The sequence below is a fragment of the Micromonospora sp. NPDC048843 genome (assembly GCF_040649965.1).
GTDB classification, from domain to species: Bacteria; Actinomycetota; Actinomycetes; order Mycobacteriales; family Micromonosporaceae; genus Micromonospora; species Micromonospora hortensis.
In genome coordinates this window covers 1-11982 of sequence record NZ_JBEZGJ010000063.1, presented here as the reverse complement: position 1 = coordinate 11982, position 11982 = coordinate 1, and the positions used below count along the sequence as shown (strand labels likewise).

Here is an 11982-nt window from a genome sequence, read left to right as displayed (position 1 = left end):
GTCTCCCCGGGGGTGTCGTCGTCGGTGGGTCAGTCGTCGCGGTGGTCGTTCCACCACTGCTGGCCGTCGGCGGGCAGGGTGTCGATCGGGTCGTAGTAGGCGTAGCGCTTGTTGAGCGCCTCCAGGTCGGCGGATTCGATGGAGGTGCGGTAGTTCTTCGTCCAGTAGGAGATGCCGCGCTCACGGTCGTAGTCGGTGAGCATGTGCACCCAGCGCTTACCGACGAAGGGGACGTCGCAGACGATGCGGGGGGTGGCGTAGCCGGGGAGGTAGCCCATGATGTCGTGCTGGAGTTGCTGGGCGTGCCAGACCGGGACCCGCCAGTGTTCGGCGTTGGGGATCATGTCGCACATGTAGAAGTAGTACGGCAGGATCCCGGCTTCGCCTTGCAGGGCGAAGCAGAGGTCGAGCAGTTCCGGGGTGGTGGCGTTGACGCCGCGCATGAGGACGCCCTGGTTGCGGACGTCGCGGACGCCGACGTCGAGGGCGGTCTGTGCGGCCTTGGCGACCAGTGGGGTGAGTGACTGGGCGTGGTTGACGTGGGTGTGGATGGCGAGGTTGACGCCGCGGCGGGCGGCGGTGCGGGCCACCCGCTCCAGGCCCTCGACGACGTCGGGCTGCAGCCAGTGTTGGGGCAGGCCCATGAGGGCCTTGGTGGCGAGCCGGATGTCGCGGACCGTCTCCAGTTCCAGCAGGCGCATGAGGTACGACTCGAGGTTGCGCCAGGGGACGTTGGCCACGTCACCGCCGGAGACGACAACGTCGCGGACGCCGGGGTGGGTCTTGAGGTAGGCGATGTGGGCGTCGTAGCGGTCGACGGGCTTGAGGGTGAGTTTGAGTTTGTCGACGGCGGGGGTGGAGTTGCCGACGAGGTCCATGCGGGTGCAGTGCCCGCAGTACTGGGGGCAGGTGGAGAGCAGTTCGGCGAGGACCTTGGTGGGGTAGCGGTGGGTGAGCCCTTCGGCGACCCACATGTCGTGCTCGTGGAGGCTGTCGCGGCTGGCGTAGGGGTGTGAGGGCCAGTCGGTGCGTCGGTCGGAGGCGACCGGGATCATGTAGCGGCGGATGGGGTCGGCGAGCAGCGCCTCGGTGGTGAGGGTCGCGAACGGCACCATCGTGTTGATCATTTGTGGTGGCACCAGCATGGACATGGTGGCCATGGCCGACTGGTCGGCTTCGAGGTCGGCGTAGAAGGTTTCGTCGATCAGGTCACCGAAGACGGCCCGGAGCTGCTTGATGTTCTTGACGCAGTTGACGCGCTGCCACTGGGCGGATTCCCACTGGTCGCGGGTGACGTGGCGCCAGCCGGGGAAGCGGGTCCAGTCGGGTTCGACCAGGGGGCGGCGGTGGTACTCGTAGGGCTGCCCGGCGGTCGGTGTGGCGGCCGGGACGTGACGGGGGTGCGGGATGGTCTGGGTCACGGCCCCTCCTCGGTGTTACGGCTGATCATCGAAGCCCGAAGGCTACTGGAAAATATTCGGTACAGAAACTAGTCTGCCGTAAGTTTTCCCGTTACGCGAGCCTTGACCGGGGCTTCGGGCGGCTGGCAGGGGGAGGTTGGCGTGACGTCACCGGTGGGACTGCACCGCGTCGTGCAGCCGGCGGGGGTGCTGCCGCAGGCGGCCTGGCGCCTGGACACGTCGGCGGCGATCGCGCCGAACGAAGTGCGGATCCGGGTGCAGCGACTCAACCTGGACGCGGCGAGCTTCCGGCAGTTGTCGGAGAAGCACGGCGGCGACGGTGACGCGGTCCGCGCCGAGGTGCTGGAGATCATCGCGACCCGGGGGAAGATGCAGAACCCGGTGACCGGTTCCGGCGGGATGCTGATCGGCACTGTCGAGGAGGCCGGTCGACGGTCCCCGCTGGGGCTCCGGGCGGGGGAGCGGGTCGCGACCCTGGTGTCGTTGACGTTGACGCCCCTGGTGATCACCGATGGGTTGGCCCGCTGGGACGGGCGCAGCGAGCAGGTGCCCTGTGACGGGTGGGCGATCCTGTTCGCGCGCTCCATCGCCGCTGTGCTGCCCGACGACGAGGACCCGCAGTTGTCGCTCGCCGTGCTGGACGTGTGCGGGGCGCCCGCGCTGACCGCCCGGGTGGTGTCGCGCTACGTCGAGGAGCGTCGCCGTAGCGGTGATCCGACGCCGGTGCGGGTCGCGGTGATCGGTGGGGCGGGTAAGAGCGGGTCGCTGTCACTCGCCGCGGCGCGACGGGCGGGCGCCGCGCGTACCGTCGGGGTGGTTCCGGTGGCGGCGGAGCGCGACGCGCTGACGGCAGCCGATCTGGCGTCGGTGGTGGCGTTGGCCGACGCGCGTGACCCGGTGGGGTTGTCCACTGCGGTGACCACCGCGCTGGGGGTGCCGGCGGACGTGACTGTGGTCTGCGTGGACGTGCCGGGGTGCGAGCACGGGGCGGTGTTGGCCACCGCCGACGGCGGCACGGTGATCTTCTTCTCGATGGCGACGAGCTTCTCCGCTGCCGCGTTGGGCGCGGAGGGGTTGGCGGCGGACGTGACGATGCTGGTGGGCAACGGGTACGTGCCGGGGCACGCGGAGTTGGCGCTGGGGCTGCTGCGGGCCGAGCCTGGGGTGCGTCAGCTGTTCGCGGCGCGGGTCGCGGCACACTGAGGTCATGACGAACCCCTCGACGTTGTACCGCGGCGGCGTGCTGCACTGCCCCGCCGACCCGAGCGCCACCGCGCTGCTGGTGTCCGGTGGGCGGATTGCCTGGTTGGGGACCGACGGTGACGCGCCGCCGGCCGACCGGGTGGTGGACCTGGGCGGGGCGTTGGTGACGCCGGCGTTCGTCGACGCGCACGTGCACGCCACCGACACCGGGTTGGCGTTGTCGGGGTTGGCGTTGTCCGGGGTGCGCTCGGCGGGGCAGCTGCTCGACGCGGTGGCGGGGTTCGCGGCGGGTCTGCCGGCGGACGCGGTGGTGCTGGGGCACGGCTGGGACGAGTCGGGTTGGTCGGATCCGACGTTGCCGGACGCCGCGGCGCTGGACCGGGCGGCCGGTGGTCGGCGGGTGTACCTGTCGCAGGCGTCGATCCACTCGGCGTTGGTGTCGTCGGCGTTGCTGGCGGCGTGCCCGCAGGCGGCGCAGGCGGCCGGGTACGACGCGTCGGGCTGGTTGCGGCGCGACGCGCACCACGTGGTGCGGGCGGCCGCGCAGGCCTCGGTGAGTCGGGCGCAGCGGGTCGCGGCGCAGCGGGTGGCCCTGGCCCACGCGGCGTCGTTGGGGATCGCGGCGGTGCACGAGTGTGGTGGCCCGGAGATCTCCGACGAGGAGGACTTCACCGGTCTGCTGGGCATCTCCGGCGCGGGTTTGCCGGAGGTGTACGGGTACTGGGGTGAGTTGGGTGGCGCGGCGCGGGCCCGGGAGTTGGGCGCTGTCGGCGCCGGCGGGGACCTGTTCGCCGACGGGGCGTTGGGCTCGCGCACGGCGCACGTGTCGCAGCCGTACGGCGACGGTGACGGCTGCGGGCACGGGTACCTGTCGGTCGAGCAGGTCCGCGATCACCTGCTGGACTGCGCGGCGTACGGCATGCAGGGCGGTTTCCACGCCATCGGTGACGCGGCGATCGGCACCGTCCTGGACGGGTTCGCGGCGGCGGCGCGGACGGTGGGGGTGGAGCGGCTGCGCGCGGCCCGACACCGCATCGAACACGCGGAGATCATGAGCAAGGCGTTGATCGCGCGGTTCGTGGAGTACGGGGTGGTGGCGAGCATGCAGCCGGCGTTCGACCGGTTGTGGGGTGGCGCGGGCCGGATGTACGAGACGCGGTTGGGGTTGGACCGGGCGTTGGAGTCGAACCCGATGGGTGCGATGCACTCGGTGGGGGTGGCGTTGGCGTTCGGGTCGGATTCGCCGGTGACGCCGCTGGACCCGTGGGGTTCGGTGCGGGCGGCGGTGGCGCACCACAACCCGGCGCAGCGGATGAGTGTGCGTTCGGCGTTCGCGGCGCACACCCGGGGTGGGTGGCGGGCGGTGCACCTGGACGTCGAGGGGGTCCTGGCGTTGGGTGCGCCGGCGACGTTCGCGGTGTGGTCGACGCCGGCGGGGGTGGAGCGGGGTCTGCCGGTGTTGCAGGCCGAGGACCCGGAGGCGCGGGGTCCGGAGGACCCGACGCCGTTGCCGGTGTGTCGGCGTCTGGTGCTGCGCGGTGAGGTCATCTACGAGGAAGGGTCATCATGACCGGGAAGCTTGATCTTGATCCGGTGCTGGTGGCACGGGCGCGGGAGTTGGCGCGTCGGGCCGGGCAGCCGGTGGTGGACCTGGCGCGCAGCCACACCACGGTGTCGGTGGAGCGGGCGGTCCTGCGGTTGGCCGGGGTGACCGGCGCCGACCCGGACGGCATTCCGTGGGTGAACCGGCTCGTCGACGCGGTCGCCGCGGACGTGGGGTTGGGTCACGGGGTGGCGGTGCCGGTGTTCGACGCCCTGGTCCGTGAGGGCAGCACCGACGTGACGTTGCTGGCGCAGAAGGCGGCGGCCGGGTCGGTGCGGTTCACCCAGCCCACCGGGCGGGCGGCCACGGCGGCCCGCTCGGCGGCGCGTAAGGCTGTCGGCGCGGGTATTCGGCGCATCGACCGGCGGCGCGCCGAGCGGGACCGGCTGGTGAAGCGCCACGGCGACCCGGCGCAGCGGCCGTGGATCTACCTGATCGTCGCCACCGGCGACATCTATGAGGACATTCCGCAGGCGCAGGCGGCGGCGCGGGCCGGTGCGGACGTGATCGCGGTGATCCGCTCCACCGGGCAGTCGTTGCTGGACTACGTGCCCGAGGGCGCGACCCGGGAGGGGTTCGCCGGCACGTACGCCACCCAGGAGAACTTCCGGCTGATGCGCGCGGCGTTGGACGAGTCGTCGAAGGAGGTGGGCCGCTACGTGCGGTTGACCAACTACGCGTCCGGGCTGTGCATGCCGGAGATGGCGACCCTGGCCGGGTTGGAACGCCTCGACATGATGTTGAACGACTCGATGTACGGGATCCTGTTCCGCGACATCAACCCGGTGCGCACGTTCGTCGACCAGCGGTTCTCCCGGCAGGTGCACGCCCGCGCCGGGATCATCATCAACACCGGTGAGGACAACTACCTGACCACCGCCGACGCTGTCGACGAGGCGCACACGGTGACGGTGTCGCAGCTGCTCAACGAGTTCTTCGCCCACGAGGCGGGGTTGGCGGACTGGCAGTTGGGGTTGGGGCACGCGTTCGAGATCAACCCGGAGGTGCCGGAGTCGTTCCGGTTGGAGTTGGCGCACGCGTTACTGGCCCGGGAGTTGTTTCCCGACGCGCCGTTGAAGTGGATGCCGCCGACGAAGCACATGACCGGTGACGTGTTCCGGGGCAACCTGCTCGACGGGTTCTTCAACCTGGCCGGCGCGCTGACCGGTCAGGGCATCCTGCTGGTGGGGATGATGACCGAGGCGGTGGTGACGCCGTGGTTGTCCGACCGGGACATCGCCCTGCAGAACGTGCGTTACGTCCTCGGCGCGGCCGGTGGGTTGCACGAGGACTTCGTGCCGGCGCCGGGCGGGTTCATCCGCCGCCGCGCCAACCAGGTCCTCGGTGAGGCACTGGACCTGCTGGACCGCATCGGGGAGCAGACGCTGCTCACGGCGATCGCCGAGGGCACCTTCGGGATCATGAAGCGGCCCGCGGACCGCGGCAAGGGCCTGTCCGGGGTCGCCGCGCACGAGGCCGACTACTGCAACCCGGCCACCGACATCCTGGAGGCGGCGGCGTGAGCGGGGAGAAGCAGATCGTGCGCCCGTACGGGGACACCACCGGTGACGGCATGGTGCAGGTGTCGTTCACCCTGCCGGTGGCCCACGACAAGCGCGCCGAGGGCGCGGCGGTGCAGTTGGCCAACAAGATGGGTATCGACCCGGCGATGGTGGTGCACGCCAAGCCGATGGGCGACGGGTTCACGTTCTTCGTCGTCTACGGGCGGGTCAACCACCTGGTCGACCTGGGCGCCGTGCAGGTGGTGGAACGCGACTTCGCGTTGCTGTCGGCGAAGGACGTCAACACGGTGATCAAGCAGCGGTTGCGGCGCAAGCTGTCAGTGGTCGGGGCGTGCATCGGCACCGACGCGCACACGGTGGGCATCGACGCGATCCTCAACGTCAAGGGCATCGCGGGGGAGAAGGGCCTGGAGTACTACCGGGAGTTGAAGGTCACCAACATGGGCGCGCAGGTCAGCGTGCCGGAGTTGGTGGAGACCGCCCGGGCGGAGAAGGCCGACGCGGTGCTCGTGTCGCAGGTGGTCACCCAACGCGACGCGCACCTGCACAACACCCGGGAGATGTCCGCGGCGTTCCGGGAGGCGATGCCGGCGGGGCGGCGTCCGCTGCTGATCGTCGGTGGTCCCCGCTTCGACGAGACGATGACCGACGAGTTGGGCGTGGACCGGATCTTCGGTCGGGGCACCACGCCCGGCGAGGTGGCCAGCTACCTCGTGCACGCCCTGATCACGCAACGGAAGGCGATGGCATGACCGACGCACGGCTCGGGTTGACGGTGACGCACCGGCGGTATGTGCCGTACTCGCACGCCCACTACGCCGGCAACCTCGTCGACGGGGCGTACGCCCTCGGGTTGTTCGGCGACGTCGCCACCGAGGTGTGCATCCGCACCGACGGCGACGAGGGCCTGTTCGCCGGGTACGCCGACGTGCGCTTCCACGCGCCCATCCACGCCGGGGACGTCATCGAGGTCACCGCGCAGGTGTCGCGGGTGGGCACCCGCAGCCGCACCCTGGAGCTGAGCTGCGCGGTGGTGTGCCGGGGCCGACCGGAGCGCTCCGCGTCCGCCGCGGAGGTCCTCGACCCGCCGATCGTGGCGGTCACCGCGACCGGCACCGTGGTCGTCCCCGCCGGAAAGTCGTGACCCTGGCGGTCTGCGCCGACGTCGGCTCCACGTACACGAAGGTGGCGGTGGTGGACCTTGCCGCCGGTGTCCTGGCCGGCGCGGCGTCGGCGCCCACCACTGTGGGCACCGACGTGCTGCACGGCCTGGACGCCGCGGTCGCGGCGGCCACCGCCGGGCTCGGCGTGCGCGAGATGCCCTGGTACGTGTGCTCGTCGGCCGGTGGTGGTCTTCGGCTGGCCGTGATCGGCTACGAGCCGCTGGTCACCGCGCAGGCCGGCCGGCGGGTCGGGTTGTCCGCCGGCGCGCACGTGGTGCACGTCGCGGCCGGTCGGCTCGGTGCCGCCGACCTGACGGCGTTGCGGGCGGCCCGCCCGGACGTGGTGCTGCTCGTGGGCGGCACCGACGGCGGCGACGCCGACACGGTCACCCACAACGCCACCCGCCTGACGCGGGCCCGGTGGCGCCGGCCCGTGGTGTACGCGGGTAACGCCGACGTGCGCGAGCAGCTCACCGGGTTGCTGCGTGACGCCGGGGTGCCGGTCACCGACGCCGACAACGTCCTGCCGCGCATCGGGGTGCTCGCCCCCGCGTCGGCGCGGGCGGCGATCCGCGCGGTGTTCCTGCGCCACGTCATCGGTGGTAAACGACTGTCGCGGGGTGCCCGGTTCGCACGGTTGGTGCGGGCGGCCACCCCCGACGCGGTGCTCACCGGTGTGGAGGTGCTCGCCGACACCCTCGGCGGTGACCTGGCCGTGGTCGACGTGGGTGGGGCCACCACCGACGTGTACTCGGTGCTCACGCCCGACGAGCGGGCCACCGGGCCGGGCCGGGAGGTCGCCGGCAGTCTGTGGCGGGCCCGCACCGTGGAGGGCGATCTGGGCATGCGGTGGAGTGCCCCCGGGGTGGTGCGGGCCGCCGCGGAGGAGCGGCTGCTCGCCGACGGTGAGGCCGACGATCTGGGTGCCGCGGCGGCGCGCCGCGCGGCCGACCCGGCGTTGCTGGCCGTCGACGACGTCGAGCGGGCCGTGGACCGGCGCATCGCCACCCTCGCCGCGACGGTGGCGCTGCGCCGGCACGCTCGGGGCGCCGCCACCGGTGAGCGGGCCGGGAGGGACCTGCGCGACGTGCGGATGCTGGTGGGCTCCGGTGGGGTGCTGCGGCACTCGCCGCCGGACGTGTCCGGGCAGGTGCTGACGGCGGTCCTGGCCGACCACGCCGGTGGGTGGGCGCTGCCGCGCGCCGCCGCGGCGGTGGTCGACGCCGACTACGTGTTGGCCGCCGGAGGGCTGCTCGCCGAGGAGCACCGGGGGGCGGCGCAGGCGCTGCTGCGTCAGCATCTGCGGACGCATTGAGACTCGCCGACCCGACACGCCGTGTCGCAACACACGACAGGCCGGCTGCGGGTTGACAACCGACGGGGGTCGGCACGTACCGTCTTTGAGTCCTACCACGGGAAGCGGCTGTTGTTCGCTTCGTCCCTTCGTCCGCTGGCCGAGCGACATTTTTGAGCATCATCGTCGCGGCGGCCAGGTCCAGCGGGCGGGGGTCGGCGGGGCGGCGCGAACCGGCCGCGGTTACCGGTGTACGGGCAGGGTGAGGTGCACGGCCAGTAGACAACGGCCCGGCGGGGGCAGCCAGTCCACGTCCGGTCGGTCCGAAGGTCGTCGTGCCCCATCCTCGCCACACCGGCCGGGAAGGGCCTGGGAGCATCGGGGCGCGGCGCGAGCCGCGCCCCGATTTCATGTCCACCGGGCGGTTCGTGCCCGACGGCCCGACGGGTCCGGTGCACCCGCCAGCCAGGTAACCTTCGCCCCGTGATCGAGGTGAAGCGGTGACGACCCTGGACCGGGATGAGACGCACACCCCGGCGGCGCTGCCCCGGCCGGTCGTTCCCGGTCGGCCGCTGCCGCTGCGGGTCGCCGTGCCCCTGGCCGTGGCCGCCGGGCTGGCCCTGCTGGTGGCGTTCCCGCCGTACGGGGTGTGGCCGCTCGCGCCCGTCGGGGTGGCGTTGCTGGCCGCCGCCGCGCATCGGCGGCGGTTACGCGCCGGCGCCGGCCTGGGCTTCCTGACCGGTGTGGCGTTCTTCGCCCCGCTGCTGGCCTGGACGAACCTGCACACCGGCTACCTGCCGTGGGTGCTGCTGTCGCTGCTGCAGGCCGGCTACCTGGCGTTGCTGGGGGTGGCCACCGCCTGGGTGTCGCCGCTGGTCGACCGCGCCCGCTGGGCGTGGCCGGCGCTGACCGGGCTGCTGTGGGTCGGGCAGGAGGCGCTGCGCGACCGCACCCCGTTCGGCGGGTTCCCGTGGGGGCGGTTGGCGTTCAGCCAGGACGGCTCACCGCTGCTGCGCCTGGCCGCGCTCGGCGGCGCCCCGCTGGTCACCTTCGTCGTGGCCCTCATCGGCGGGTTGCTGGTCACCGCCGCCTGGCGGGGCTGGGTCACCGCCCAACGCCGGGCAGCTGAGCCCACCACCGCGCCGGGCGACGCCGCGCCGGGCGCTGACGGCCCGCTGGACGGCCCGGCACGCCCCGGGGGTGCGGCGGCGCGGCCGTGGACGCCGGTGGTCGTACCGGCCGTCGTGGCCGTCGCGCTGACCGCCGGGGGCCTGCTGGTGCCGGTGGCCACCGCCGGGTCCGGCGACACCGTCACCGTGGCGATCGTGCAGGGCAACGTGCCCCGGCTGGGCCTGGACTTCAACGCCCAACGGCAGGCGGTGCTCAACAACCACGTCGACGCCACCATCGAACTGGCCGAGCGGGTCGCCGCCGGGCAGCAGCGGCGACCCGACCTGGTGGTGTGGCCGGAGAACTCCAGCGACATCGACCCGCTGCGCAACCCCACCGCCGGTGCGCGGATCTCCCAGGCCGCCGACACCATCGGCGCGCCGATCCTGGTCGGCGCGGTGCTGCTGGGCCCCGACGCCGGGCAGGTCCGCAACGCGGGCATCCTGTGGCGCCCCGGCACCGGCGCGGACCTTGGGCAGCTGTACACCAAACGCCACCCGGTGCCGTTCGCCGAGTACGTGCCGCTGCGCGACGTGGCCCGGATGGTCAGCAAGAAGGTCGACCTGATCCGCAACGACTTCGTACCCGGAAGCACCCCGGGCGTGGTACGCGCCGGCCCCACAGTGCTCGGTGACGTGATCTGCTTCGAGGTCGCCTACGACGAGGTGGTCCGCGACACCGTCACCGGCGGGGCGCAACTGCTGGTGGTGCAGACCAACAACGCCACCTTCGACGTGGCGGAGGCCCGCCAGCAGATGGCCATGGTGCGGCTGCGGGCGGTGGAGCACGGACGGCCGGCGTTGATGGCCTCCACGGTCGGGGTGTCCGGGTTCGTCGCACCCGACGGGCGGGTAAGCGATGCCACCGGGTTCAACACCCGGGAGGTCGTGGTGCGGCAGTTGCGGCTCGACGACGGACGCACCCTCGCCACCCGCCTCGGCTGGTGGCCCGAGGTGGCGCTCGCCGCGCTGGCCGCGGCGGCCCTGGTCGGCGCGGCGGTGCTGCGCCGGCGGCAGCGGGTCAGGCCCGGATAGCAACAGCCGGTACGCCGGCGGGAGCGGAGGAACCGTGATCCAGGCGACCGATACGATCCGACGCGCGGACGAGGTGCCCGGGGTGGGCCGGGTGCTGGTGGTGATCCCCACCTACAACGAGGCCGACAACATCGCCGTGATCGTGGGCCGGGTCCGGCGGGCCGCCCCGGCGGTGCGGATCCTCATCGCCGACGACAACAGCCCCGACGGCACCGGCGCGATCGCCGACGCCCTCGCCGACGGCGACGCGCACGTGCAGGTGATGCACCGCCAGGGCAAGCAGGGCCTGGGTGCGGCGTACCTGGCCGGGTTCGGGTGGGCGCGCGAGCGTGGCTACCAGGCGGTCGTGGAGATGGACGCGGACGGCTCGCACGCCCCGGAGGACCTGCCGGCGCTGCTGGACGCCGCCCGCGACGCCGACGTGGTCATCGGGTCCCGGTGGACCAGGGGCGCGCGAGTGCTCAACTGGCCGCTGCGGCGGCTGTTGCTGTCGCGTGGCGGCAACCTGTACGCGCGACTGGCGTTGGGCATGCCCGTCTCGGACGCCACCGGCGGTTACCGGGTGTACCGGATCAGCGCGTTGGACGCCATCGACCTGGAGTCGGTGACCTCGCAGGGCTACTCGTTCCAGGTGGAGCTGTCGCGGCTGGCGCACCGGGCCGGGGTGCGGATCGTGGAGGTGCCGATCACCTTCGCCGAGCGGGAACGCGGCGACAGCAAGATGAGCCCGAAGATCGTGGCCGAGGCGCTGTGGCGGATCACCGCCTGGGGGGTGCGTGACCGGCGCCAGGCGGTGCGCCGGGGCCTGCACGGCACCGCCACCGGCCAGGCACGGTGGCCGTGAGCGCGGCCGTGTCATGCTGGATGAGCGGGACACGTCCGTGGTGTCCGCAGGAATGGCGATGAGGTGAGATGCGCCGAGGACTGAGGTTCGTACCGTTGGCCCTGTTGCTGGGGGTGGTGCTGGAGCTGGCGGTGTTCGTCGGCGTGGGGCGGGCGCTGGGGTTCGGCGCGGCGGTGTTGCTGGTGTTCGCCGCGTCCCTGCTGGGGTTGGTGCTGCTGCGCCGCGAGGGGATGCGCGCCTGGCGTGGGTTCCGCGCCGCCGCGGCGGCCGGGCAGCCACCGGGTGGGCAGGTGACCGATGGGCTCGTCGGGTTGGCCGGCGCGCTGTTGCTGGCGGTGCCCGGCCTGGTCAGCGGGTTGGTCGGGTTGCTGCTGCTGGTGCCGCCGGTGCGTCGACTGGCCCGCGCCGGGGTGCGCCGCGCCACCGAGCGGCGGGTGTCGTCGATGGTCGCCGGTGACCTGTTCGGGCCCCGCACGGTGCGGGTGCGCCAAGGTGCGCCGCAACCCACCCCGCAGCCGACTCCCCAGCCGGAGCAGCCGGTGGTGGTCGACGGCGGTCGCGCCATCGAGGGCGAGATCGTCGAACCCGGCCGGCACTGAGACCAGGCCAGCTACCCCGCTGAAGACAGACATCCCCGACCCGGTGCGCGCGCTGCTGTCCCGGGCCGGCGCTCTGCCTCCGGTGCGGTGGCTCACCGCCCGCTACGGGGTGCTGTTCTTCCTGGTGG

At 72.8% G+C, this 11982-nt stretch carries 10 protein-coding genes; 9 read left to right on the top strand and 1 reads right to left on the bottom strand.

All coding sequences use genetic code 11. The features are described from left to right. Positions 1-29 precede the first annotated feature (29 nt). Positions 30-1421 carry a lysine 2,3-aminomutase gene (locus tag AB0C20_RS16620; RefSeq protein ID WP_357187790.1) on the bottom strand — a complete coding sequence of 464 codons (1392 nt, stop codon included), beginning with the start codon at positions 1419-1421 and terminating at the stop codon, positions 30-32. Between the two features lie 153 nt (positions 1422-1574). Between AB0C20_RS16620 and AB0C20_RS16615 the strand changes: the two genes are divergently transcribed. The 9 genes from AB0C20_RS16615 (at position 1575) to AB0C20_RS16575 (ending at position 11854) form a co-directional block, all read left to right on the top strand. Continuing rightward, entirely contained in the window at positions 1575-2624 is a 1050-nt protein-coding gene (locus AB0C20_RS16615) for a zinc-binding alcohol dehydrogenase (RefSeq protein ID WP_357187862.1), read from the top strand. Positions 2625-2628: 4 nt separating this feature from the next. Next, positions 2629-4194 (top strand): amidohydrolase, encoded by a 1566-nt coding sequence (locus AB0C20_RS16610; RefSeq protein ID WP_357187788.1) that lies wholly within the window; start codon positions 2629-2631, stop codon positions 4192-4194. Then, the gene (locus AB0C20_RS16605) at positions 4191-5750 is read left to right on the top strand and encodes a lysine 5,6-aminomutase subunit alpha (protein WP_238681383.1); all 1560 of its coding nucleotides are present in this window, start codon (positions 4191-4193) and stop codon (positions 5748-5750) included. Before AB0C20_RS16610 ends, AB0C20_RS16605 begins: the two co-directional genes overlap by 4 nt. Then, a complete protein-coding gene (locus AB0C20_RS16600) occupies positions 5747-6502 on the top strand; it encodes an OAM dimerization domain-containing protein (RefSeq protein ID WP_112587992.1) in 756 nt (251 codons plus the stop codon). Before AB0C20_RS16605 ends, AB0C20_RS16600 begins: the two co-directional genes overlap by 4 nt. Continuing rightward, on the top strand, positions 6499-6894 hold the full coding sequence (locus AB0C20_RS16595) for a hotdog domain-containing protein (RefSeq protein WP_357187783.1): 396 nt from the start codon (positions 6499-6501) through the stop codon (positions 6892-6894). Before AB0C20_RS16600 ends, AB0C20_RS16595 begins: the two co-directional genes overlap by 4 nt. Then, complete coding sequence (locus AB0C20_RS16590; protein WP_357568304.1) at positions 6891-8228, top strand: glutamate mutase L; 1338 nt, start codon at positions 6891-6893, stop codon at positions 8226-8228. Before AB0C20_RS16595 ends, AB0C20_RS16590 begins: the two co-directional genes overlap by 4 nt. 521 nt (positions 8229-8749) lie before the next feature. Next, positions 8750-10411 (top strand): apolipoprotein N-acyltransferase, encoded by a 1662-nt coding sequence (lnt, locus tag AB0C20_RS16585; protein WP_357568309.1) that lies wholly within the window; start codon positions 8750-8752, stop codon positions 10409-10411. A 34-nt stretch (positions 10412-10445) separates the two neighbouring features. Further along, positions 10446-11255, top strand: a complete 810-nt coding sequence (locus tag AB0C20_RS16580) for a polyprenol monophosphomannose synthase (protein ID WP_238685579.1) — start codon at positions 10446-10448, stop codon at positions 11253-11255. A gap of 68 nt (positions 11256-11323) precedes the next feature. Continuing rightward, the gene (locus AB0C20_RS16575; RefSeq protein WP_357568303.1) at positions 11324-11854 is read left to right on the top strand and encodes an FxsA family protein; all 531 of its coding nucleotides are present in this window, start codon (positions 11324-11326) and stop codon (positions 11852-11854) included. Positions 11855-11982 lie beyond the last annotated feature (128 nt).